The organism is Moorena sp. SIOASIH (genome assembly GCF_010671925.1).
Lineage (GTDB): Bacteria > Cyanobacteriota > Cyanobacteriia > Cyanobacteriales > Coleofasciculaceae > Moorena.
Map to the genome: position 1 here is coordinate 399721 of NZ_JAAHIH010000004.1, position 25913 is coordinate 425633.

Here is a 25913-nt window from a genome sequence, read left to right on the forward strand (position 1 = left end):
CGACCGGTCGGGGGTTGGGGGTGGGGCAGGACCCAAATGTAAAAAACCTACCCTTGTGAGACTCCCGACTCCCCACTCCCGATTCCAAATTCTAAATTCTAAATTCTAAATTCTAACTTCCCGACTCCCGACTCCCGACTCCCGACTCCCCTAATCTTTTGCGGAATTGAATTATCTACTGGTGTATACCGTTAAAGAAACGAACATCGATTCACCAAAGGTTTCCATCGTGTCCACTCCAGTTGAACCATGCTCTCCCCAAACCCTCGCTGAGGCCAACCTGCAACCGAGGGGCAATGTTTATCCCAGTCCGATTACTTGGCGAGACCAGATTCTATACTTTCTGCTACCTGACCGATTCAGTGATGGGTTAGAACTAGAGCGGAAAAAATTTGACCGTAGCAATCCAAACCAATTTAAAGCCAAAAATAAAGGTGACTGGATGAGCAAGGGGAAAACCTTTCAAGGGGGTACCCTCAAGGGAATCGAAAGTAAATTGGACTACTTGAAACAATTAGGTGTAACTACCCTTTGGATTGGTCCAGTTTGGCGACAACGGATTGAACTAGACACCTATCACGGCTACGGGATTCAAAATTTCCTAGATGTTGACCCCCGATTTGGCAGCCGTCAGGATTTACGGGATTTAGTGGATGCTGCCCATGAGCGGGAAATGTATGTGATCTTAGACATCATTTATAACCACAGTGGGAATAACTTTTTCTACAAAGACGAGAATGATAATCCTCAGTCTACCCTTCCCTACCGTTTTGAACCCCCTTATCCATTTCATAGTTGGCGTTCTGGCACTGGTAAAGCAATTCCCCAAATCACTACAGAAATTGATGGGGTATGGCCTCAAGAATTTCAAAATATTGATTGGTACACTCGTGCTGGTCATATTAACGAATGGGGTTCAGACCCTTGGGAAGATAAACTGCATCCGGAGCTAGAATTTCGCCGAGGGGATTTCTTTGATTTAAAAGACATTAATCTCGCTAAACCGGAAGTCTTAGCAGGGATTATTAAAGTCTATCAATACTGGATTGCCCTAAGTGACTGCGATGGATTCCGCATTGATACCGTTAAGCATATTCCTTGGCGAGTTTCCCGTAGTTTTTGTGGTGCTATCCGGGAATATGCGGAATCCATTGGTAAGGACAACATCCTACTGTTGGGAGAGGTAACGGATGGGGCTCATATGTCCCGCAACTACCTGGAAGTATTTGGTCGCAACTTGGATGCTGTGCTTGATATTGGGGAACCAACAAAGCGATTAGCACAGATGGTAAAAGGATTAACACCGCCTAGGGAGTTTTTTGGTCAATTTGAGGAGCATAATATCCTTGGTAGCCACCGGGAAACTGGACGGTATCATGTTTCGATCTTAGATGACCATGATATGGTCGGACGCGATCGCAAGCATCGGTTTGCTGCTAATAACTCTATTCCTAGTAAATACCAGCAAATAGCCCATGCGGTAGGGGTGCAACTGACCACGTTGGGTATACCCTGTATCTATTACGGTACTGAACAAGCATTTGATGGCACAGAAAACCGCCATGACCCTAGTGTTGAACCAATCAATGAGTATGGCAACATTTCCAATAGCGATCGCTATATTCGTGAATCGATGTTTGGGGGTAGCTTTGGGGCATTTGAAACCAGTGGCTGTCACTTCTTTGACCCAGACCATCCCACGTATCTCAGAATTTGTGCGATCGCAAACCTCCGGAATCGACAAGACCTGATTGGCAAAACCCTACGTGGGGGTCGTCAATACCTCCGAGAAACCTCCTATCTCGGCAAACCTTTTGCTATTCCTGATGCTGGAGAATTAATTGCCTGGTCAAGGATTCTGTACAATCAAGAAATTCTGGTTGCTTTAAACACCCATGGCACTGAAAACCGTGGTGCATACGTCACCATTGACGCCTCACTACACCCCCACGGGTCAAGCCTTACTCTGCTCTACAACAGTTACTGGAGTAACTCTCAATTACGCCATCCACCCCAGAATCAAACTGTAATCGTTCAACATGACCAGGGTAGGGCAACGGTCAGGATTGAATTACCGCCTAGTGGCATGATGATTTTGGCCTAGGTATTTTACCGGAAATTATTAGGGATTGTAATATTTTGCTCGGCTTACGGGGTGAGGGGTTGCACCCCACATTGATTTTGCTATACTGAGATCAAGTAGATACACCCTGATGATCGAGAGAGTCACAAGCACGGCTCTCTATTTTTTTTTTGAGAGGGCTTAACAGTTATAATGGTGCTTGAATTCAAGGGTTTGAAGGGAACTGGTGGTTGCTGCATGAGTGCGTACGCTTGATCAGAATCATTAAGCCTCACCAAAATATTAAGTTTTGTAACATTTTGCTTCCAGAGAGGGGTGAGGGGTTGCACCCCACATTTATCTTGCTATACTGAGATTAGTAGATGCACCCTGATGATCGAGAGAGTCACACGAACGGCTCTCTTATTTTTTTTTGAGATGCCTTAACAGTTCTTTACGTGTTTGAAGTCAAGGGTTTCAAGTCAACTGGTGGTTGCTGCATGAGTTGGTAAGCTTGATCGGAATCATTAAGCTTCAGCAAAATATTAAGTTTTGTAACATTTTGCTTATTTGGAGGGGTGAGGGGTTGCACCCCACATTTATCTTGCTATACTGAGATTAGTAGATGCACCCTGATGATCGAGAGAGTCACACGAACGGCTCTCTTATTTTTTTTTGAGAGGGCTTAACAGTTCTTTACGTGTTTGAAGTCAAGGGTTTCAAGTCAACTGGTGGTTGCTGCATGAGTTGGTAAGCTTGATCGGAATCATTAAGCTTCAGCAAACTATTAAGTTTTGTAACATTTTGCTTATTTGGAGGGGTGAGGGGTTGCACCCCACATTTATCTTGCTATACTGAGATTAGTAGATGCACCCTGATGATCGAGAGAGTCACACGAACGGCTCTCTTATTTTTTTTGGCTATACTGTATTTGCTACCGTGCTTAGTGGTCGGTTCAAGTCGAGGAGTCGAAGCAAAGACCAATTACTGAACACAACTTGTCATGGAAGATCAGGAAATCTATCAGTCTGTTGTTAATTCTCTTAGGTCTGCTGTCGGTCTGCTTGATTTGGAGCAAGACTCACCCTTGCGAAAGGATGTAATTGCCCTGTGCGACCATCTAGAAAATCCCACATTTCGGATTGCTGTCTTTGGTCCGTTTAATTATGGGAAATCAACCTTGCTCAATGCTTTGCTAGGAAAGCGCACTCTGCCCATTGGTCTAATTCCCACTACAGGGGCTGCGATTCATATCCGATATGGAGAAGAATTGCATACTCGAATTACCCTCACTGATGGCACAGAAATTAGTGAAAATAGCACAGAGGTCCTGAAGCGCTATGCTATCTTAGATGAGCAACGGTGTATGCGCTCTGATGTCGCTTCGGTAGAGGTTTACTGTCCCCATCCCTTCCTAAAAACTGGTGTAGAATTTCTGGATTTACCAGGAACAAATGACCGAGAAGCTCAGGATAAATTAGTGCGTGACCAACTGCTAACGGCAGATTTAGTAGTTCAAGTGCTGGATGGTCGCCAGCTGATGACCTTGGGTGAGCGGGAAAACCTGAGAGACTGGTTAATAGATAGAGGAATCAAGACTGTTGTTTTTGTAGTCAATTTCCTGAATTTATTAGAACCTAATCAGCAAAAAGAAGTCCAGACTAGGCTACGGTTTGTAGCGGAAAGTTTTCGCTCGGAATTACCGAATACTCTGAGTAATTTGTATCGAGTTGATGCCCTACCTGCTTTGAGAGCTAGACTAAAAGGATTATCTGATCAAGCACACACCACAGGATTGGCGATGTTTGAATCAGCACTACAAAGTATGGTAGCTGCTCAACGGGAAAAGACAACGGTTCGCCTGGATCGTGTGGATGCGATCGCAACTCAGGTTAAAGCAGCACTACAGTCTAAAATCCAAGTCATCAACTCAGAATTAGAAACTGCCAAAGAGAAGCATCAGGCTAAACTTGAGCTGCAACAAAAAGCTCAGAAATTGATTAAACAAGGATTCCAAGCCAGTATTTCTGATTTCGAGAGTTGGCTCTATTTGCCCAAACTGTTAGAACGGTATCAATCGAAACTTGCCACAGCACTTCAGCAAGGGGAATTTAGCACTTGGCAAGCACAATTCCAACAAGACATTGATGGATATCAACAGGCAATCCAGGAATGGGTTGATAAAGCTTGTGAGTTTTTTGAGCATCAGTCCCCTGGTAAGCTAATCATTTCCGTTCCCGATACTCCCCAAGTTATTATACCTGAGCCTCCCGACTCTTCCCAGGAGTTAAAGAAAGTTATCCCAATTGCTCTTTCTACTGGAATCCGTTTGGTTTTAAAAGGTAAAGTGGGCGCAGCTATGGCTGGAGGAGCTAGCTATATCCTCAGTAAAGGGGCAAAGAAAGATAAGTCAGATTCATCCCCTGACTCTTATGACCATCAAGTAGCCCAAGCCTTAAGTGATGCAGCTCAGGATTATCTTAGTTGTTTCAGTACTGACGCTTTTTCGATGGTGCGTCAGTATCAAGCCAAGGCAGAGAAAGTGATCAGTTTGCCAAGAAATCAAGAACCACAGGATGTCAGCAGCCAGGTTTATCAGCTACAGTTATTAAATAGTGTTTTGGAAAGGTTGAATTAAGAATTAAGAATTAAGAATTAAGAATTAAGAATTAAGAATGTAGAATTAAGAATGTAGAATTAAGAATTAAGAATGTAGAATTAAGAATGTAGAATTAAGAATGTAGAATTAAGAATGTAGAATTAAGAATGTAGAATTAAGAATGTAGAATTAAGAATGTAGAATTAAGAATGTAGAATTGAGTGCGTAGTGGCGTGGCAAGCTTAAAATAGTGCAATAGATTTTTGCTCCCCATATTCCCGCGCCCGGGCCCCGCGCCCCCGCCCCGCGCCCCCCACACCTCCCACACCCCCCACACCTCCCACACTACCCCATCTGTTTCTAATCCAACATTTAAGGCTTGCCACGCCAGTAGGGTGCGTTAGGGGCGGGCTCCCCCTAATTTTACACTTCGTAGCCAGTATTGGGATAGCCCGCCCCGTAACGCACCACCAAGTATAATTAAGAATTAAGAATTAAGAATTAAGAATTAAGAATTAAGAATTAAGAATTAAGAATTAAGAATTAAGAATTAAGAATTAAGAATTAAGAATTTTCCGTCCGCTTACAAAAAATGTAGTAATATCGTTCCAAATACCTTTGTCCGTAACTAAAGCATTAATTTCGGCTACATAGTCAGCCTTGGCTTGTTCTAATTGTTTTGGCTCTAGTTGCTGCAGTGGCCAACACAGGGGATGTTTTAAGCTACCGTCCCAGGTGCCTTCTACGTCACTTATCGTAATGTAGCTGCCAAATTGCTCGCACTTAATTTTAATATCTTCAAAGCCTGCTGCTGTGAGCAGGGAGTAGCATTTTTCTTCATCTCCTGTTACATCGCTAAATATCAAGGAAATTCCGTATCTTTGGGCAACTTCCTGGAGAATAAAGCCAGTAGTAAAAGCGGTTTTGGCGAAAACACATAACCCAATTAAGCCTCCTGGTACGAGAAAACGTTTCCATAAGCGTAGATTAGCAGGAACGTTAGTCATTAAAGGCAGGGCTGAACAACATAACACTCTGTCGAAACTGTTGTCAGGAAAGTTTAGGGTCTCAGCATCAGCTTCGATTAGCTCAATATTAGTCAACCCTGCTGCGGAGATCTTTCGTTGAGCTTGATTGAGTAAACCAGTAGAAATATCTACTCCCACCACTCGACCATCCTGACCAACTCGTTTTGCTGCTTCAATAGCAACTAAGCCAGTTCCGGTAGCAATGTCCAAGATTTTTTGTCCAGGTCTGATATCAACATGTTCGATTAGACCATTAGCAAGCCGAGGATGGAAATCTCCATTATCGTAAGAATTGCTCCTGTTATCATAGATAGTAGCAACTTCTTGTTTGAACTCACTTAGCTCAAGATTATTGCTCATCTGATTTTGTATCTTTATAGTTAATGTTAGCATAAGCCGTCAGCTGTCAGCCGTCAGCCTTGGCCGTTGGCCACGCTATGGGAATGGCTGATAACTGATAGCTGATAGCTGATAGCTGATAGCTGATAGCTGATTGCTAATATCTTAATGCTTTTGATCACAAGAAGAATACTCAAGGGGCAGAAAGGCTAAACCAAAGAAGCTCTTGGGACAAGGCACGATATGAACTAATTCTCCAGGAGGATTCTTGCGATGACGATCATTGGATGTAAACTCAATGGTTCCTGTTGCGCCATCGGCACTAAAATCAGGACTTGCTAATGTTTTCTGGATACCCTTACGTGTCGGTTTATTTGGAATTTCTAACGCCTTAATCAAGGTACGAGTGGCATCATAGGTGGTAGCTGTGCTCGGATTTACTGGTCCATGCCACAATTTCATAGTGTCTTGAGTAAATTTTTGGTTGGGACTGCTTCGGGGATGCCAGGGAACAAATAAAACTACTTTCTCCAATAGCTTTGAATCTCCGATGCTTAGAGTCTGGGGACTATAGAGATTCCATCCCCCTACTATCAAATTACGACCGTTGTTAGCTTTGATTAACTCAATGGAATTCTCCAAAGCATCAGTGATTTGAGCATCTGGGAATAACACCAAGGCTGTTTCCCCATATTTCCTTACTTCCTCTAGGGCTTTATTGGGGTTGAAGTTACGTTTGGATAAATTATACTCTCGGACTTTTATGATCCTTCCTCCCTTGGTTTCAAATTTTTGTTTTAATTTCCGCCAACTATCGCTAGTAACTGGGCTTTGAGGAGTGTAAAAAACTGCTAATTGGCGTTGACCTATATTAAGTAGATAGTCAACTAAACTATCAGTTTCGTCTTCAGTAGTAGGTACAGTCCGAAATAAAAAATTCCGAGGGTTAGTTGTGAGTTCTGTTGTCATGGCATAGGGAGAAATCAATACCAGCTTCCCATTTTGATAAGTATCTACAGCGGCAAGAGTTGTTTCACTAGTCCAGTGACCGATGACTCCTAGAATACTCGATTGCTTCACCAATAAGCTTGCTCTTGCTTTCGCATCTTTTTCACGATTGGCATCATCAGCAATTACGACTTTGAGTCCGATGGTATTATTAATCCCTTTGCGGTTCAGGAAATCTTTACCTGGAAATTGCTGAATCAGTTGGTTATCGACTTCAAAGAGTCCCAAATTAACTTCAGTTTGAGCTTGGGCAATTCCTCGCAGAATTTCTTGAGCAGCATTGGCATCTTTTACTGATTGATTCGGGGTATCAATGATGGGAATCACAACAGCTATTGTATAATAGTTTTTTCCTTGAGCTTCCAGTAGCGCATTATTCAAGTAAATTAAGGTTTCCGGATCCGCTCCATTCTGTTGCCAGGATTGTTTAAGTAACTCAAAAGCTGTTTTATAGTGAGCTTTTGTCCAAAAGCAATTCCGAACTTTTTTCCTGGTTTCTTGACGCCAAATTCCTAAATAATTTCTGAATGGCTCCTGACACTTGGCTAGTAACTTCACACTCCGTTGCTTGAAACGTGGAGCAGAGGTTGTATCCAGTATCTCTTCCCCAGAACTAATCTTGTCTCCTAGCTGGTTAGGTTCTGTGGCAAGTTTATAAATTCCGTAAATGCTAACGATCGCAACAGTAGCGAAGGCTAATTTTATCCAACGGTTTACTAAGGAACGTGACACTGGCCAACGCCAAGCTTGTGCTTTAGGATGGTGACAAATCACTGGTAACCAAGTAGCGTAGGGTAATTTTTTATCTAATCGATTCTCTAGATAATGCAGTCGTTTTCGTGCTACTTTAACTGCCTTATGGAGAGACTTTCCTTGAGAAAATTCTTCCAGAAAGAACCTGAGGAAGGTCTGGGCAACTTCATCGGGCACTGGCTCTTTCATAATAATGGCTTGTGGCATTTGTAATTTAGCTAGAGCATTGGCTAAGCCTAAGCCATCACAGCTATTAAATATCGCTAGCTTCAAGCCGTTTTTAATAGCTTGTTTGAGAGCTGGGATTAACTCATTAATGATAATACTGTCTTCCTGATTTATATAAATTCGACCGGTTTCATCATTACATTCGCTATAACTATGACCAGCAAAAAACAGAATATCCCAGCCTTCTTTTTCCCAAAGTTTTTGGTCTAACTCCTCTCGTGTCGGTTCTACTAGAAAGCAAGAGGATGAGTCTAAGCTAGAGACTTGCTGCCAATAGTTGCGGTCGGTTTCGATATCAATTCCGTCACTGTTACCAAGAATAGCTAATAGTCTGACTCGATTTCTCAGTTTAGTTTCTGGAGTTGGCTGGTATTCCAAGGGAATTAAACTAAATTCAAGGGATTCATGATTATTTTCCCATACATCCCACAGGTGCCATGGTAATCGTTGAAGCTGAGGATTATCGGTCTGAATCAATATCCGAGTATCGCGATGACGGCTTAACTCAGTTGTTAATTGATCTCTGACCTGGTCAAAGCCATCCGATCTAGAATTCAGCCATTGGTTAATATTGTTCCTTAACTCGTCAACCAATTGCTCACAGGATTTAACCGAAGAGATGTACAGTCCTTTGGGAGTTAAGCGGGGCTTTCGGTAAAAATACTCTAAATTACGATATCCTTGCTGCCAATCGGTGTATAGTTGATAAATTTCGGGGTTTGGTGCCAACCGACTCATAATTTTTCCTTCAGCTGACTTGTCTGTTGTTCCCCATGCCAAAGTGACTCGAATTCCACTGTCTAGGTCACCATCTAGTGTTAAAATAACTACTCTATTCATTTTTATTTATTGCCGTATTTTTGTAGATTGCCAGATCCAATAACCTACAGGAGTCTCCTTGACTCTGATTGATTTATGAAAATTGGGATGTTGATGATTAGTGCTCTTACTGCTTCAGGATTTACTAGGAATTTTAATCCTAAGAATTGTGAGTCAAGCAGCGCTTTGAGTTATCGGGCTATGGGATTCAGGCAACTAGCATACTTGATAGTATAAGGATTATACCATGTTTTTTATATTACCCAGAAATATTTAAACTATCTTCACACTCATTGGAAGCCAGACTGCCGCTCTTATGGTATGCGTAGTGCTATATCAGGCTGCTGAGAAATGCGATTGGCCGTAGGCCAAGCTAGGGGATTGACCGTAGGTCACGCTACGGGAACGCAAAATCAAAACACGTTTTCATAAAACCTTGTTTTTGGGCTGAATAGAACTATATGGGTAAATTCAGGTAACTAGCATTGTACAAGAAAACAGAAACAATGATGAACCTTCAACAAACCCAACTCTATCAACGCCTTCAGGCATTTTCTTTAGATGACCCTGATGCCAAATTTCCCTTTAGCAAGCGATTAGCTCGGGAAAATCAGTGGAGTCTTAAATACACTCAGCGGGTGATTGATGAATACAAAAAATTTGCGTTTCTAGCAGTAGTAGCTGACCATCCCGTCTCCCCTTCTGACCCAGTGGATCAAGTGTGGCATCTACACTTGACCTATACCAATTCTTACTGGGATGAATTTTGCCCAAACATTCTACAAAACCCCTTTCATCATCTGCCTAGTGGTGGTGGTGTCAGTGAAAAGTCTAAATTCGACGATTGGTACAGTAAAACCCTAGCCAGCTATCAATATTTCTTTGGGGAAGCGCCACCAGTAGATATTTGGGCACCTGCTGATCTTCATGTTAGTCAGGATATCAATTTTGTGCGGGTAAACCCTCAGCAGCACTGGATTTTACCTAAAGTTAGTTTACCTCAGCTTAGTTTAAACTCACTCCCCAACTTCAGCCTCAACCAATACGCGATTGTTTTCCTATTGTTCGTCTTGGCAGTAACAATCACAGGTTGTGAGTCATTAGCCTTAGTCAATAGCGCAAACCCACTTAATTTTACAGGACCATTATTTCTCAGGTTCTATCTATTGCTAACAAGTGCTGCGGTAGTCTTGGCCTACGGTTTACGTTGGTATCTACGAAAACCAACTTCCGATCCCTCTGGGAAATCCGTCTCTCTCGATCCCTATGAGACAGCCTATTTAGTTGGAGGTAAACAGCGAGCTGTCGATACAGCCATCGTTAACCTTGTGCAGAGTGGACATTTAAAACCTGTGCCTGAATACCGAGGGCTAGAATTAGTCAATCCTTTGGTTTACAAAAATGATCCCCTTGAGTTTAAGATTGATAATGGTGCTAGAACTGGTCAGACCATCACTCCGATCAGAACAGCCGCTAGATCCGCTACAAACCAAATACGCGATCGCTTAACCGATCTCAATCTATTACTTACAGAAGACCAAGCCAAATCAGCCCAGCAATATCCCGCACTTCTTCTGTTTGCTGTCTTGCTCCTAGGAATCACCAAGATTATAGTAGGCATTTCGCGAGATAAGCCAGTCGGTTTCCTAATCATACTGTGCATTATCACAGCCATGATTGGTTGGCGCTTTCTGGTTGTACCAGTAAACTGTAGTCGTTACGGCGATAGTGTATTAGGAAACCTAAGAGCTACCCATCGGATGCTGCGAAACTCTAAAGACAAGTCTCAACTAGCCCTGGCATTTGCTCTATTTGGTACTACAGTTTTAAACCAATATGGTCTAGAAGACTTGCAACACCTATTTAATCCTTTCACCAATTTTGGTAATAGCAGTACCAGTAGCCGCCGTAGCCGTAGCGGTGGTAGCAGTAATAGCAGTAGCAGTGGCTGCGGTGGCGGTGGCTGCAGTGGCGGTGATAGTGGCTCCAGTGGCAGTGATAGCGGCTGCGGTGGCGGTAGCAGCTGCGGTGGCGGTAGCAGCTGCGGTGGCGGTAGCAGCTGTGGTGGTGGCTGTGGTGGTGGCTGCGGTGGCTGTGGTGGCTAAACAATTGGCGTTGCTGAATAATAGAATGGTGAAGCAAAAACCAGCTATCACTATTTCTTTGGGGAAGCGCCACCAGTAGATATTTGGGCACCCGCTGATCTTCATGTTAGTCAGGATATCAATTTTGTGCGGGTAAACCCTCAGCAGCACTGGATTTTACCTAAACTTAGTTGGTTTTGCCCCCCTGCCCCCCAATTTTTCGGTGCGACCCGTGGCGAATTTAATTCGCCACGGGTCGCACCTCTGCATCGCTTGTATAGTAAGCTTTCTGATTTTTTTACCCTGAAATTAGCCCATAGCAGGTACTGAAGAACCGTGGTTTTTCAACGGGGGTTTTCAAATTGTTATGCTCCTTTGCCTGTTTTAGCCCATTCAAACTTTTTGAATGGGGTATCGAGTGGTGTTTTTGCAACATGATTGGTGTAATTACTCATCACCTTTTGTCCAATGCCCAAAATGACCAATAAGACATGCTCGTGTGAATAACCCGCAGCAAAAAACTCAGATAATTCTGATTCGCTCACTTCACCCCGTTTCCGAACCATAGAAAGCACAAATGTACGCAGAGCCTCAAGCTTGGTATCAGCAAGCGGTGTTTCGTTTCGGAGCGCATTGGTGATATTTTCATCAACGCCCATCATGTTGGCTATATTTGTATGTGCCGGCACACAAAAGAGACAACTGTGTTCGACATTGATCGATTGCCAGATTACTGTAAGTTCTTCTTTTGAGAGAATAGAAGATTGAAGGGCTTGATGTGCATCCAGATAAACGTTTAGAAGTGGTGGAGCGCCCGCCATGATTTTAAGCATACTGGGTACAAATCCGAATGACTTTTGAAGCGCAGCTAGTTTAGCTTGCGCGGCATCAGGAGCATTTTCTAGGGTATAGCGTGGAAAGTCTGTCATTTGTCTTATGTCCTTAATTCTTGATTTGAGTTTGTTGGGGTAACTTGTGGAGCTAGTGGCAGCTGTCACCATGTTTTATGGCGGCGTTACTCAGTGGCTGCAATGCTTCTAATTCGGTCTTCTGGCGCAATAGACTCAAACATCTGCTTAGCCTTCTCGATTGTTGCTCGGTCCGAAATTGTTGGATGACCAGTCTTGAAAGGAGGCTCCGGGTTGTACTCCAGGATCATCTCAGTCATCTGGCCCAGTTCCTTGCCAGCAAGTTGACCCACCATGGTCAGACCTATATCAACACCGGCAGTCATTCCTCCACCCGTGCAACGATTTCGATCTATCACAACCCGTTCGTGAACTGGAATTGCACCAAAGGCATCAAGGGTGTCGATGACAGCCCAATGTGCTGCAGCTCGATATCCCTTGAGCAAACCGGCCTTAGCCAACAACAGCGGGCCAGTGCAAACTCCAACCAACCAGCCTGCTCTTTCACCCTGAAGAGCGACAAAGTCGATCGACTCCTTGTCTTCAAGAATGTCAATGGATGGCTTTCCGCCACCTGGAACGAGCAGGACGTCGGGCTGTTGCGACGCATTCTTAAAGTTGCGATTAGCAACCATTACTACTCCCGAATCAGTCGAGATTGGGCCTTCAACTTTGGCAACAAACTCCGTCTTCGCCCCGGGAATCATTGCTAGCGGTTGAAGCGCACCGACAAGGTCGATTAACGTGAAATCATGATAAATAAGTGATTGGATTAACATGGTAACTCTTTTGAAGTTGGTTAGAATTCCTGAGATCTGGATAAACAGGCGATTGAATTAGCAAAGGTTCAGTAGAATACACGCTGGCAACTGACCTATATGTATGTAGATTTTCTAGTCAAAAAAATATGTCAGTCGTGGATGAAAATCTTCAACGCTTGACCGACAATTTGGGGGTCGCCCTCGAGTCTCGCCAGTAACAATGAACCTTCCGCTGTACTAACGAATCTGAGTGCTCTGTTTTGAGCATCGGTTTCTCCCATTTCCACAAACTGCTTGGTGAGCCAGGCTTGAAAATCCTTGAAGTAGACAATAAGGCGACTTCTCACCGCTGGACTAACCGATTGTAATTCTGCCGCCATCATCCCACACATACAAAACTTGTGTTCATCAATGTAGGCTTGAATAGAATCGACCAGTGCTTGCAAGCGTTGCTGGGGCGTGTCAAGATTTTCGTCGAAAGCTTCAAAGGCAGCCCTATGGACTTTATGCATGCGTTCCACCAGGGCCAAAGCCAGGTCAGCCTTAGCCTTAAAGTGATAGTGTATGCTTGAATTCTTGATGCCGATTTCATCAGCCAAATCAAGATAGCTAAAGCCATTGAACCCTCTTGTTTGGGTCAAGCGCTCAGCCACATCAAGGATTTTTGTTCTCGTATCGCTCATGACAGCCATTGTATCGACCTACATGTCTGTAGAATAGCACAAGTAATTAAAAAAAGCAAAGTGGATCAAAAGTTTTTTTTGATGCAGGGATTTGGGCGTTGCTGAATAATAGAATGATCTTAAGAGTAGGTGCGCGCCTCCAAGGCCGCGAGGGATTGCTCGCGGCCTTGGGTCGCACCTGTAGAATGGGCATGTTGCCCGTCCCTTGATCTTGTCGAGCGGGCAAGATGCCCACTCTACTCCTATCCATTACTTGACTGACGCAACGTCTACTCTTCCCCCTGAGCCGAAGTTACCTATTCCAAACTTCAGCAATCCCAACCTCACTCTTGCTGTTTGTAATCACAAGAAGAATACTCAAGGGGCACAAACTCTAACCCGTACTCCTGGTTGGGACAAGGCACCACATGCACTAAGGTTCGTGACGGATTCTTACGATTACCGTTAGAGGGTTCAAACTCAATTTTTCCCGTTACCCCATCAGCACTAAAATCAGGACTTCTTAAGGTTTTCTGCATACCAATAGGTGTCGGATTCTTCTGTTTTTCGATAGCCGTAATCAACACACGAGTTGCATCATAGGATAAAGCAGACGAGGAAGTTAAGGAATTGAAAGATTTTCCCCATAAGGTTTGAGCATCTTGATTAACTTCTGGGTTAGCACTATTTACGTGATGCCAGGGCACAGACACCACAACCTTCTCGAATAGATCGGGCTGTCCAAGTGCTAGTGTTTTTGGCCTGGCGATTCCCCAGGAACCCACTATCACATTACGACCATTGTTTTCCTTGATCATATCGATAGCATGAGTGACAGCATTGGTGACTTGACCATCGGGAATTAAAACAATAGCTGTTTCCTGAGTTTGCCGGATTTCCTCTATTGCTTGCTTAGCCTTAAAGTTCGGCTGAGATATATCATAGTGTTTGATATTGACGAGTTCTCCTCCTTGCTTAGTAAACTGCTGTTTAAATTCTTGCCAGAACGAGTGAGTGAATGGACTGCGAGGATTGTAAAAACCCGCCGCTTTTTGGTGACCATTTTTAACCAAATAATCAACCAAAGATTTTGCTTCGATTTTAGTGGTAGCTACCGTCCGGAAGAAAAAGTCCCTAGGGTGCTCTGTTAATTCTTCCGTTGTGGAGCCAGAGGAGATTAACACTAGCTTATTACTATTATAAATATCCACAGTTTCCATAGTCATATCACTAGCATAGTGACCAACTACCCCTAGGATATCCCCTTCTTTGACTAGTGCTTTTGCCCTTTTGATTGCTTTTGAGCGGATATTGGCATCATCAGCAATAATAACTTTTAGACCCTTACCCTTGATCGATTTACCGTTTATAATATCCTTTCCTGGTAATTTGTCAGTAAAGTTGTTAGGGAGTTTGTCATCATCCTGAAAAAGTTCCAAGTTAACTTCTGTTTGAGCGTGAGCGATTCCTCGAAGAATTTCTTGAGCTAGCTCCCGATTTTTGACAGAGTCATCCTTGTTCCTAACGATGGGTACCGCCACCGCAATGGTGTAGTAATCTGATTTAGTAGCCTCTAAGAGGGCATTATTCTGATAAATTAACGTTTCTGGGTCTTTGTCTTCCTCTTGCCAGGATTTAGAGAAGAAATTAACAGCGTCTTGATAGTTAGTCTTGCTCCACCAACACCTCTGCCATCGTTGCCAAGTTTTTTGACTAAAAAGGGCTAAGTTATCTCTCCAGGGAGTCTGACATTCTGCCACAAATTCAACACCCCGTTGCTTGAAACGTGGAGCAGAGGTTGTATCCAGTATCTCTTCTCCAGAACTAATCTGATCTCCTAGCTTGTTAGGTTCTATGGCAAGTTGATAAATTCCGTAAATGCCAAAGAGCGCAACAGTCCCTAAGGCTAATTTTATCAAACGGTTAACAGATAGTTGTTTCTCTATAGGTGGTGTAGGTGCTTCCAATGATTCTGACACTGGCCAACACCAAGGTTTTGCTGTAGGGTGCTGATAAATCACCGGTAACCAAGTGGCGTAGGGTAATTCATGTTGTATCGATTCCAGTCTTTGCCTAGCTACTCTGACTGCTTGCTCAAGGGGTTTTCTTTTGGTAAATTCTGTCAGAAAGAACTCCAGGAATTTATGAGCAACCTGATCAGGAATCGGCTCCTTCATAATAATAACTTGTGGAATTTGTAGCTCAGCCAGGGCATTGCCTAAGCCTAAACCATCACAGCTATTAAATATCGCTAACTTCAAGGCATTTTTAATCGCCGTTATTAGGGCATGTTTTAACTCATCAATGGTTAAGCTATCCGTGTCATTAATATAAATCCGACCTGTTGTCCGATGTCTTTTTCTCTCGCTAGAACTATGACCCGCAAAAAAGAGGATATGCCATCCAAGGGCATCCCGCAGGGAAGCTTCTAACTGCTCTCGTGTAGGCTTTACCAGAAACTCAAGTAACGAGTCTTTACCAATTAATTGCTGCAAGTGTTGTTTATCTTTGTCAATATCAATTCCCTTACTGTTACCGAGAATCGCTAATACTCTTACCTGGTCTTTAGGAGGGTTTGCTGTAATTGTCTCGTACTCCAGAGGACTTAAGGTAATTTCAACCGAGTCATGATCGTTCCAAAAATCCCACAGGTGCCATGGGAGTCGCTGAAGCTGAGGATTATCGGTCTGAATCATCACCCTAGTATGGGTTTTCGTATCTGTATTGCTTCTCAACTGTGCTGCTAATTTATCCCTGATCCGACGAAAGCCATGATTTGAGTTAAGCCATTGGTTAAGACTTCTGTTCAACTCATCAGCAAATTGGTCACATTCTTGTTTAGAACAGCGGTATATTTTTCTGGGCTTTAAGCGGGGATTTCGGTAAATATATTCTAAATTATGATATCGTCGCTGCCAATTAGTGTAAAGTTGAGCAATGTCAGGATTTGGTGCTAACTGAGTACTAATTCTCCCTTCAGCTAACTGACCCTCAGGTCTCCATTCAAAGGTGACCCAAATGTCACGCTCCAGATCACCAATAAGTCTTAACACAACTACCTTAATCATTATGGTATTCCTTTATAACTTAACGACATTAGACAACAAAATACTCAGTGAATATAGCCTCCTCTAAGGCTACTTTTAGAGTAAACTCTTCTTGGCGTTCACCAATAAAACCATTGCTGATAATAGTATCATTAATCCCAGCAGATACTTCCGAAAAAATTTCTCCTGATTCATCAATCACCATCAGCTTGAGACCAAGGGGTAGATGGTCACTACCACGAGCATACACTTGTATGTCTATATCAATCTCTTGCTCGGATTCTTGAGTGACAGTAACTACTAAATCCATGGGATAACTAACCGGTTTTGTCTCCAAAGTGATGGATTTAGCTGCTGTAAATCTAGGTCTCCTAAAACGAAAAGCTGGCTGGGGTGCTGAGGGAGATTTTTGGGTTTTAACCCTTTGCCAACCTTTGTCACAAATCTGGTTAAACCATTGGCTCAAGTTGACACATTGGCTGAGGGTTTCGATACGTTCCAGGAAATCTTCCAGAGACCCTAACTCAGATAGAGGTAACTCCTGAGTTTTTGAGGTTTTAATAAATCCTAGTAGGGTTGCTTCTGTAAGAGATTCGTTTAGTTGTACAGCCATATAACCAATCCGATGCTCCCAGACAACAGGGGGAATCTTAATCACCTGGGATTGAGGTAGTACAGGTAGACACTCTAGTTTACCGAGATTGTTGAGATATAAATCTGCTATATCTCCCAGAGTTGGGATTACTGGAGTCAAGCTAGAACTGTTGGAAAAATCTGTATCAATTCCCATACACTGACAGTAAAAATTCATAGCATAGACAGCTAAGGTATTGAGATAAACTTGTTTGCCTTGATCAGGATTAGATTGCTGTCTCCGGAACTTTTCTGCCAAGCGATGGGCTGAAGGGGTTAGGGCAACTTTGAAAGTTAACTTTTCTTGTGTATTGTTCATGGTATTGTTGATATAGCAAAGGGAACAGGGAACAGGGAACAGGGAACAGGGAGTAGGGAGTACGGAGTACGGAGCAGGGAACAGGGAGCAGGGAGCAGGGAGCAGGGAGCAGGGAGCAATTAAGAGTAGTAACAAAAATATTTAATCAAAATAGTCTTTTAACTGAGTAGAAAAATTCCTTAAACAACGGTCGTGAAATCCACTCAGAGTCTGCAGGGGAATTCCTAAAATAGATTCTAATTCTTTCCAAGTGTATCCTTCAATTCGTTTAAGAGCCAAAAATTTAAAATTGGCTTCAGGATGATTAGTGACGTAGGTTTCTTTAAAAATCCCATCAGGGTCTGATTCTATCCAGGCGATGATTTCACTTGACAAAAGAGGACTGTTTTGATGGTATTTTAGCTGATCTAGCTCATCAAGAGAGACTCGTTTGATGGAAGAATCTTCTGGAAAAACTGCCAGAGTTCCTAAAATCGAGTTAACAGCATCAGGAAAACGTTTTCTAAGCATAAAGTTAACCCATTGTAATACTTCACCTTTGTTGGGGTCATACTTATCAATATTTTGGCAGATGTAAAGAAAGACTCGATTACAAGCTTCATCATAAATTTCTTCATAAAACCCGATAAATTTACCACGATGGGGATGGCATAGCTGACCGGATTCCCGAATTGCCTTGACCAATTTGGTTAAGGCTATCTGTCGCATCCTTGTCTTAGCAGGATAGTGTTGGGCTTCTGTAGCTAGCTGTCTGAGTTTTTCGTCTTGCTGTTTATTCCACACGTTAGTTCTACCAGGTATCTATAGGGAACAGGGAACAGGGAACAGGGAACAGCAGGAAAGAGCTCCGAGGATTTTTTGGTATTATGAGGAAATGGGATTTGGTTTGATGATATATTTGGTTTTCTGTTCATCAGCTATCAGCCATCAGCAGTAAATAGGCAAGGCATGGGATAACGGATGTAACGGATGGGAGTATCATCCTTGATCCTTGATCCTTGATCCTTCATCCTTCGATATAGTTCTCTGGCTTAAGCTGAAGGTTTTCTGCCGTTTGTTATAAAAGTTAATATTGCGCTTTATTGATGCGTTCGCGTAGGGTCGGCTTTGCCGAATCGCGTAGGGTCGGCCGTAGGCCACATCGCACTTCATAGCAAAGTTATTGTTTTAGTACTTTTGTACTATATTCGCCTTTAGTTTTGTAAAAACCTGTAAGCATATGCGCTACTTGAGGTGCTACTTGAGGTGCCGTCAGCCTAATGCCGTCAGCCTTGTGGCACAGGCTTTGGCCTTGGCCTTGGCCTTGGCCTTGGCCTTTGGCCACGCTACGCGAATGGCCACGCTACGCGAATGGCCACGCTACGCGAATGGCCACGCTACGCGAATGGCCACGCTGTGCGAACGACGCTGTGAGGTAACTCAGCATTATTCCAATGCTTACTTGTTTTATTCCAAAGCTGATAGCTGATAGCTGATAGCTGATAGCTGATAGCTGATAGCTGATAGCTGATAGCTGAATGCTTACAAAAACCTAGTGTAAATTAAAGCTCCGATGGTTAATGGCGAATCACAATCAACCATGCTCTGTAATTCTTCGACATCTTATACATTAGGCAAACCCGATTAAAAACATTGCTTTGCCACCATGTATATATAAGTTCTCAAATAACGACATCAAAAACTGGCCAATGAAAGAATGTTTAAGGTTTCCAGGGTTTTGATGTAGTCATTTTATGGCAGTTTTTTTTTCACAGTATCAAAAAATCGGCCTGAATCCTTTGTAATCTATCAGTTCCCGCCACCGTCAGCTAAATCTGGAGCAAGGTCATAGGGGAGAGTGGCAACAGAGGAAGGAGGGGGAATAAATTTGGGTGTACTTAATCCCACTGTTAACCCCTATAATAAGATTCTCGAAGGCAAAAACGACAAGGGAAAAGGCATATAAAAAAATTAAAAATTGCAATTCAAAATTCCCAATTTCAAATTAATAATTACAAATTTAAAATATCCAATTTTATATTGACTATTGGATATTGCTAGCAATCTAAACCATCGTCAACGCTATAGCTTTAGAGCTCTTAATTCCATGTTTACGTCAACTCTCACCAAAGTCGGAGCAGTTTTTGCCACTGCTTCTGCTGTGATGCTAGGTTACACTTCCAACGCACAAGCTGAAATGTTGTTTGACCGGGGACTACCCACAGAAAATCTCAATAATCTTTCTGGAGCAAACCGCAGTAATGTCCGTTGGGCTACAGATGCCCAGAACCAGGGCTTCTATGGTGATGATTTCACTATCGGCAATGTAGGAGACACTTTTGTTATCGATACAATCCGCACTTGGATGGTACCTGGTCTGATTATTGGTGACCCAGACAACGAGCAGGATTGGGATGTTGCTGAACCAGAGAACTTGGGGGATTGGTTTGAGAGCTTTACTCTGTTGACAGGTCTTGCCGCTGAGGATGATATTTCTCCCTTCGCCAGTGCAACTTTAGACTTTAACAGTAATGTGACCAGCAACCCAGATGTTACCATCACCAAAGTCTCGTACCCAGATGTTGCTGAGTCGATCTACGATAACTTTGGTCATTTGATCAATATTTGGCAAGTGGATTTCAACAATCTTAACTGGACTATCGAAGGCGGTACAACCTATAACTTCGGGGTGCGGGGTGTTGGTCGTGAGATCCCTGATGAGGATATGTTCTATCCCTGGTTTAACCATGCTTCCAACGCAGCATTGAGTGGTTCGCCCCAGGATGGCGCTGACAATCGTTACTTGCAGTTTGATGGCTCAGGTAACTTCGTTGATATCGTCGATACCAATGGTAACGGCTGGGACAAGTCTTCGGATATTAATGTGCAGATTTTTGGCGAAGCTACTCCTAAGACTTCTGTACCGGAACCAGGTTCTGTATTAGCTTTACTGGTGTTTATTACCTTTTTAGGGGCAGGTTCACCAAAGAAGCAATAGAAATCAAAGTAATATCAAGTCTGGTTGAATACCCATAATTAAGGAGAGAGTGGGGAGGGTGGGAAGTGTGGGAGGTGTGGGGAGATGGGGAGATAGGGAGATGGGGAGATGGGGAGATGGGGAGATGGGGGAAATGTTTATTAAGGATAATTATTCTGACATGATATAGCACTACGGATTAAAGTTAGGACATTGATAGAAGCTGAAAAAGGTGCGACCTGTGGCGAATTTAATAATTAGATGCGGAAAGCGCACCTGCGCTAATGCACGTGAACTTTTGCCTCTAGCATGCATGCCTTTTGCCTTGGGCGTAGCGCTATAACGTTAAAATAAATCCCCTACCGAGGTGAGAGGTAGGGGAGCAAGGTATTGTCTTGAACGCAGACTGAGAGCTAGTAACTTGTGTCTAGAGCTTGTGTGTCTAGAGCTTGTGTGTCTAGTAACTTGTGTTTGGACAAAAACAGACTAAGCAATACTTTAATTACAATACTGTTTCCTCTGTTTGTGTCGCCAAAATGGCTCCAATAAAAAAAAAAGGAGCAGGGAGTAGGGAGCAGGGAAGTCGGAAGTGGGGAAAAATCCTGTGTACCTCATTACTATGAGCACCGCTATAACCAGTGGGGATGAAAAGAGATGCGTTCCCGTAGCAGAGGCTTTGCCGAATCGCATCCCCAAATCCCAATCATGCCGAAGCAGTACCCGAAACGCCCAAGCCAGAAGCAAATCAGCCCCCTGTAGAGCCGAGCGCATTATCTGAAGCATCACAGATAGAAGCAGCACCCGAAATGACCCAAGCACCAGAAGAGATTCAACCGCCAAAAGAGTCGAGCCAGCAACAGCAATGGGTGGAAAGTCTAGCGGCAGACCTAGCTCAACTTTTGAGAGACGTGCGTTCGCGTAGCGTCGGCTTTGCCGAATCGCGTAGCGTGACCTACGGTCAATCGCCCTTATTTTGCTTGATACGGCAGAGATGAATGGTGCAGATTGATTTTCAGATCACCGTTTTCATCGCGAACATAACCAAAAGAGTATTCTACCTTGATCTCGCTACCGTCTGTTTTGGTGAAAAAATACTCACCCATCGACATGGCTGTATCGCAGTTGGTAATAATTCCTTCATTCTCAAAGCGCACTTTGTTATAGGGCGCAAGAGCAAAACCTTTATCTTCGCTGACGCTGCCGCCGACAAAATAAGACAAAGCCTCTTTCTCCGTGCCTCTGAACGGATCATCGCTGGCCAGTGTTGGTTTGAACAAAACCGTACCAAGATCATAAGCATAAAGCCTGTCAAGAGTACTTTGTGCTTCTGCTTGTGGGTTTTCTGCCTTGCCAATGGCGACAATGGCTTTGCCCCAGCTTTGCTGTGCAGCTAGAACATCGTTTTTTGTGACAGGATTTTCGCATGGCGCAGCCTGTACCTTTGGCGTACCTATAAGGTTCGTGCAACCAGTCATTGTGGTTACTGTGGATAGGATTAAAAGTGCAGAGAAATATGGTTTCATGGTCATCTTTTTCTTTTATAAGACTAGGCGTAAATCTCAGTACAGGACAAAAGTTGCCAAGAGAGCAGCGTGCGCGTAGCGCAATCGGTGCTTTTGAATAAAATAAGCTGTTCGCGCAGCGTGAGCTTTAGCTCACGGCTGTTCCCTTAGCTTGGTCTACGGCCAACGGCTGACGGCACCTCAAGTAGCGTGAGCCAAAAGCTCACGGCTGTTCGCGCAGCGTGCGCGTAGCGCATATGCTTACGTTACAGATTTTGAGATCAAGCTGCTCAATCGAGATTCAGCTGTTTAAAGGATCTCAACCCTGTGCCAAGATAACCACTTTACCACCATTTCTCTAACATAATCCCAAATAGCAGGTGCTATCTATTGGAATAAGCCCCTGAATTGAACTGTTCCCCACTTGAAACCCTGGGGATTTTGGGCGGATGGTGTGCAACCCTTGGCTGATCCCTGTTGGCTGATCCCTGTTGGCTGATCCCTGTTGGTTTACGACCACTTAGCACAGAAACCTATGTATTTTATATTACATTTACAAATATTTACATTTTGGCTAAAATCGATATAATAGTACAGATTGTGCACATATTATCGAGATCAGGGCAAATATCTATCGCGAAATCATAAGCTGTTCAGGATTCAGCCAAAACTGTTACGTGATCATAACCTCTGGGAATTCTATTAGAAAGTCCTAGACAGATTGATCTGAGGTGACTAAATCCGGAACCAACAGCTCAACTGTTGAAGTCAAGCATATGCCTCCAACGGATCTGTTTCGGGAGAGTTGACACTCCCCGTCCTGGAAGAACGGGGATTCCTAGATCAACGAGCCGCCTTAAACCACTATGTCCCAATCTTTGACGCCGCCAAAAAAGTAGGCAATATCTAAACCAAAAACCCGTCAAGACCAAGAATGTAGTTTAGTTCATAGTAGACCCAGAGGGCGATTCTCACTATAGCGTTTGGCTACTTAAGCGCGGAAGTGCCTTAAAAAGTCCGTTTCCCTTCCTTTTCGCCTGGTTCCGGTGTGCCCCACCGTACCATTTTTCTCTCAAGTTGTGATTTTCCTGGGTTCACACACCGATTGGTAGTCGATGATTGGGTTTTTAAGGAGGATTTTCCCTGCCCTCCGAGCATTACTTCTTTCAGGTCGATAAGTTACGGGTCTCTCTCCCGGCTCAGCCTGCGGTTTTTCAGCCTGTACTCATACTACTAGTATACTCTGGCGCTAGAAAAGTGTCAATTAAAAAGCCGTCCTAGAAGGACGGGGCTTTAAACCCAAAATTTTTGGTAACCAACAGGGGGTATGGGTAGATGAAAATTATCCTATCGTTCCAGCCAACGAACATGGTCGGGTTTTGTCTTTGACGGAACATATTCTATTAGGGGCAAGCAGTGAAAATTGCAACGTCTGTATCCTGCGTCTTGGGGGGATTTATGGTCCCGGTCGTGAGTTAAGCAAGCGGTTTGAGCGACTGGCAGGCACCACGCTTCCTGGCAGTGGCGATAACTTTATCAATTGGATTCACAGAGACGACATTGTTCAAGCAGTAGAGTTTGCCAGAGAAAACCGCTGCCAAGGTATCTACAACCTAGTTAACGACGTCAAACTCACGACGCGGGAGGTGACTGATCAAATATAGCAGTCGCCAGGGCAGTTAGGACATGACAAAAGTCTCAAACCTAAGTAAGCGCAAGAGTTTGACTTCTGACTTCTGACTTCTGACTTCTGACTTCTGCTATATGCGATCGCTACAATCTCCCCAAAGTGTTATGGGATTCCTCACAACCTAACTTCCGAAGCAATAACGCCCGTGTACATAATCGGAAGTTGAAAGTTGCTGGTTATGAGTTGATTCATGCTCAAACCTTGATTTAAGCAATGCCTAATAATGTGAACTATAATCTAGAAGGTGACTAGCTTTTTCTGAATAAACCTTACCGAAATTAACCCATAAATTACCAGAATACTGTATTTATAATTTTGGAAAAGTTTCGTTATTAATTCCCGCGCCCCATTAAACCTTGTTGGGTGGACTCAATTTTTTGAATACAATCAATCTCCGTTGATTGGAGTGCATCTCACTTTTGCAAAAATACGACCATTTAAGTAAAAAAGTTGCCTAGGGTGCTTGATAAGACGGGCTCCCCCTGATTTCATCGGTAGCCAGTATTGGGACAATCCGTCCCGTAACGCACCACCGGGTGAAACAGCATGGATTGAGATGCACCCTCTGGCTACTCTCTACCTAGCAGATAATTTAAGTAGAAGATAATTTAGTTTGGAGTAAATCATAACAATAATCAGCTAATTCGTTAGTTCTTTCATTGATTTGCTCCTCTCCCCATGTTTCGTAGTTGTTGGCTACAAACTCTCGCGTTATATAAAACTCTGATTCCTGATAAATTTTGATCTTTTCTTGAAAGGATTTATTACTAGCTTTTTGATTTAAATCCTTGCCTAAAGGAAGTAGATTTCCTATCTTACAAATACAATCATCGTTCCCCGAAGATTGTGACAATATATGCTCAAGGGTCAGATCATCTGGTTTCAATTCTTTGGTTTCTATTTTTGAAACTTCAATTAACAAGAAAATATAATGATTTTTTTTTATTTTTTGTATACTTTTTGGCATAGGTTAGTTCTTTACACTTTTCCTTAAAACTATTTTTTTTAGTAATTTTTTTTAGCATTTTTTCTTTAAAGTTTATTATTAAAGTTTTTATTGTTTTGTCATTACTAGCTTCAAAAAGTTCTCTCGCATCTTTTGAATAACTTTTCTCAATTCCTGAATATCGGCTAGAGCAAACTGCATTAAAAATAAAGTGAAATGCTTAAATAAATCCTAAAATATTTTTCAGATAACGTAACTTAATTAGTTTGGCTTCTTTCGCTCTCAATAAACTTAAAATAAAAGGGCGATTTTGGCTCACTTCAAAAATTTTTATAGCATTTAACGATCTATAAATATCCTTTTCTTCTTGTTGTTTCCAATCATCCCAAGTTGGAGATGCTATTTTTATATATTTTTCAGCATCGCTAATCAGATCATCAATAAATTGATTAGCATATATTTCATTATTATTCCATTTTTTTCTAAAATCTTTATATACTTTTTCCGCACTTACATAGGAATATCTTGAGATCCACCAATGTCTAACAAATGTTTCTAAATTTAAATTACCAAGCCCCTCTCGTGAAGAAATCAAGAATCTTAATTTTTTCCATTTTGTTTTTGCAGTATCATCAGGGTGCTGTTGATTAAGCTCTTTAAAAAGCTTATTTTTAATCAGATCTACAAAACTGAGATTCATACCCCTAGCATTGAGGGTTTCAAAGATTGTATAAGCTTGATAGTCCTCTTTTACTGTAATGTAAATCACCTTGAGATAAAGCAAAAGTTGATTTCTTTCAAAAGCCTTTCATAGTTGGAAGTGTTATCTATTTTAAAAGTTGTAAAGACTTCGGATAATTTTTGTCTAGATAGGTTATTGTATAGCTGATTATAACTTTTTAAAAGTGTTTCTTCTTCTTCTGTTTTGGGTTCATTTTTTTCGCTTTCTTTTTCAAGATACTGAATTCTGGTTTGTAAAAATGGCTTATAACTTTCATTTTGAAGTTTAAAATAATCTTCCCCATCACTATCTTTTCCAGCAATAAAATTATTATATATTGCTTCAGCTAAAGTTGTGTTTTCGATGGTTATAAAACGCTCGTATAGTGCATAAATAAAAATCGTTAAAGTAGTGAGTCGTTGTTGACCATCAACAATCTTTAATTCTTGTGATTTGTCCTCTCCAACTAAAACAAGAGCACCTATAAAATGTTCTTGATGGTGAAATTCATGATTGTCTGTAATCTCAATATTCGAGATTATATCTTCCCACAACTCATTAACTTCGTCTGTTGACCAAGAATATTCTATCTGAAATCTAGGAACAATATACTTTTTGTTAACTGAAAAAAGTTCATCAATTGTTTTAGTATATGCATGAAGTTCCATAGGTTATGATCTGTAGATTAACTAAAAAACAACATTAATTCATATTGATACAAGCAGCACAAGCTCTTACAGCAAACTTTTAGGTATGACCCGTGGCGATTTTAATTCTTAATGGGTCAAGGGCACCTTTGCCTTTTGCCTTTTGCCTTTTGCCTTGCGCTTAGCGCTATACAACCTTAG

Annotated in this window: 20 protein-coding genes; 7 read left to right on the forward strand and 13 right to left on the reverse strand. The window is 42.5% G+C overall.

Translation table 11 applies throughout. The features are described from left to right. Nucleotides 1–229 precede the first annotated feature (229 nt). Both F6J90_RS23155 and F6J90_RS23160 read left to right on the forward strand, forming a co-directional pair. Nucleotides 230–2104, forward strand: a complete 1875-nt coding sequence (locus F6J90_RS23155) for an alpha-amylase family glycosyl hydrolase (RefSeq protein ID WP_293098799.1) — start codon at nt 230–232, stop codon at nt 2102–2104. Nucleotides 2105–3065: 961 nt separating this feature from the next. After that, nucleotides 3066–4700 (forward strand): dynamin family protein, encoded by a 1635-nt coding sequence (locus F6J90_RS23160; protein WP_293098802.1) that lies wholly within the window; start codon nt 3066–3068, stop codon nt 4698–4700. Between the two features lie 518 nt (nt 4701–5218). On the opposite strand, the gene F6J90_RS23165 is transcribed toward F6J90_RS23160, so the two are convergent. Together F6J90_RS23165 and F6J90_RS23170 are read right to left on the reverse strand one after the other, a co-directional pair. Continuing rightward, nucleotides 5219–6049 carry a methyltransferase domain-containing protein gene (locus tag F6J90_RS23165; RefSeq protein WP_293098805.1) on the reverse strand — a complete coding sequence of 277 codons (831 nt, stop codon included), beginning with the start codon at nt 6047–6049 and terminating at the stop codon, nt 5219–5221. A gap of 144 nt (nt 6050–6193) precedes the next feature. Beyond that, on the reverse strand, nt 6194–8857 hold the full coding sequence (locus F6J90_RS23170) for an ABC transporter substrate-binding protein (protein WP_293098808.1): 2664 nt from the start codon (nt 8855–8857) through the stop codon (nt 6194–6196). A 464-nt stretch (nt 8858–9321) separates the two neighbouring features. Between F6J90_RS23170 and F6J90_RS23175 the strand changes: the two genes are divergently transcribed. Then, nucleotides 9322–10941, forward strand: coding sequence for a TIGR04222 domain-containing membrane protein (locus F6J90_RS23175; RefSeq protein ID WP_293098810.1), 1620 nt, complete (start codon nt 9322–9324; stop codon nt 10939–10941). A gap of 344 nt (nt 10942–11285) precedes the next feature. Here F6J90_RS23175 and F6J90_RS23180 read toward each other — a convergent pair whose 3' ends face one another. The 6 genes from F6J90_RS23180 to F6J90_RS23205 form a co-directional block, all read right to left on the reverse strand. Further along, a complete protein-coding gene (locus F6J90_RS23180; RefSeq protein ID WP_293098813.1) occupies nt 11286–11849 on the reverse strand; it encodes a hypothetical protein in 564 nt (187 codons plus the stop codon). An 86-nt stretch (nt 11850–11935) separates the two neighbouring features. Beyond that, nucleotides 11936–12607, reverse strand: a complete 672-nt coding sequence (locus tag F6J90_RS23185) for a DJ-1/PfpI family protein (protein ID WP_293098815.1) — start codon at nt 12605–12607, stop codon at nt 11936–11938. Nucleotides 12608–12738: 131 nt separating this feature from the next. After that, complete coding sequence (locus F6J90_RS23190) at nt 12739–13281, reverse strand: TetR/AcrR family transcriptional regulator (RefSeq protein ID WP_293098818.1); 543 nt, start codon at nt 13279–13281, stop codon at nt 12739–12741. 314 nt (nt 13282–13595) lie between these two features. Then, complete coding sequence (locus F6J90_RS23195; RefSeq protein ID WP_293098821.1) at nt 13596–16319, reverse strand: ABC transporter substrate-binding protein; 2724 nt, start codon at nt 16317–16319, stop codon at nt 13596–13598. Between the two features lie 28 nt (nt 16320–16347). Further along, complete coding sequence (locus F6J90_RS23200; RefSeq protein ID WP_293098824.1) at nt 16348–17385, reverse strand: DUF1822 family protein; 1038 nt, start codon at nt 17383–17385, stop codon at nt 16348–16350. 6 nt (nt 17386–17391) lie between these two features. Further along, nucleotides 17392–18033 (reverse strand): sigma-70 family RNA polymerase sigma factor, encoded by a 642-nt coding sequence (locus tag F6J90_RS23205; RefSeq protein WP_293098827.1) that lies wholly within the window; start codon nt 18031–18033, stop codon nt 17392–17394. A gap of 457 nt (nt 18034–18490) precedes the next feature. On the opposite strand from F6J90_RS23205, the gene F6J90_RS23210 reads away from it, so the two are divergent. Together F6J90_RS23210 and F6J90_RS23215 are read left to right on the forward strand one after the other, a co-directional pair. Continuing rightward, the gene (locus F6J90_RS23210; protein WP_293098829.1) at nt 18491–18718 is read left to right on the forward strand and encodes a hypothetical protein; all 228 of its coding nucleotides are present in this window, start codon (nt 18491–18493) and stop codon (nt 18716–18718) included. 618 nt (nt 18719–19336) lie between these two features. Continuing rightward, nucleotides 19337–20227, forward strand: coding sequence for a hypothetical protein (locus F6J90_RS23215; protein ID WP_293098832.1), 891 nt, complete (start codon nt 19337–19339; stop codon nt 20225–20227). A 481-nt stretch (nt 20228–20708) separates the two neighbouring features. On the opposite strand, the gene F6J90_RS23220 is transcribed toward F6J90_RS23215, so the two are convergent. Beyond that, nucleotides 20709–20909, reverse strand: a complete 201-nt coding sequence (locus F6J90_RS23220) for a hypothetical protein (RefSeq protein WP_293098835.1) — start codon at nt 20907–20909, stop codon at nt 20709–20711. A gap of 103 nt (nt 20910–21012) precedes the next feature. Here F6J90_RS23220 and F6J90_RS23225 point away from each other — a divergent pair, with 103 nt between their 5' ends. Continuing rightward, a complete protein-coding gene (locus F6J90_RS23225; protein WP_293098838.1) occupies nt 21013–21201 on the forward strand; it encodes a hypothetical protein in 189 nt (62 codons plus the stop codon). Here F6J90_RS23225 and F6J90_RS23230 read toward each other — a convergent pair. Continuing rightward, a complete protein-coding gene (locus F6J90_RS23230) occupies nt 21175–21729 on the reverse strand; it encodes a hypothetical protein (protein ID WP_293098841.1) in 555 nt (184 codons plus the stop codon). The genes F6J90_RS23225 and F6J90_RS23230 overlap by 27 nt on opposite strands. A 1283-nt stretch (nt 21730–23012) precedes the next feature. Between F6J90_RS23230 and F6J90_RS23235 the strand changes: the two genes are divergently transcribed. Then, nucleotides 23013–23372 carry an NAD-dependent epimerase/dehydratase family protein gene (locus F6J90_RS23235; RefSeq protein ID WP_366513884.1) on the forward strand — a complete coding sequence of 120 codons (360 nt, stop codon included), beginning with the start codon at nt 23013–23015 and terminating at the stop codon, nt 23370–23372. 618 nt (nt 23373–23990) lie between these two features. Here the strand turns inward: F6J90_RS23235 and F6J90_RS23240 are convergent. From F6J90_RS23240 to F6J90_RS23250, 3 genes are all read right to left on the reverse strand, one after another. After that, a complete protein-coding gene (locus F6J90_RS23240) occupies nt 23991–24365 on the reverse strand; it encodes an HNH endonuclease family protein (protein WP_293098846.1) in 375 nt (124 codons plus the stop codon). A 199-nt stretch (nt 24366–24564) separates the two neighbouring features. Next, nucleotides 24565–25113 (reverse strand): hypothetical protein, encoded by a 549-nt coding sequence (locus tag F6J90_RS23245; RefSeq protein WP_293098849.1) that lies wholly within the window; start codon nt 25111–25113, stop codon nt 24565–24567. Then, on the reverse strand, nt 25110–25733 hold the full coding sequence (locus F6J90_RS23250; protein ID WP_293098851.1) for a DUF262 domain-containing protein: 624 nt from the start codon (nt 25731–25733) through the stop codon (nt 25110–25112). Before F6J90_RS23250 ends, F6J90_RS23245 begins: the two co-directional genes overlap by 4 nt. Nucleotides 25734–25913: the final 180 nt, after the last annotated feature.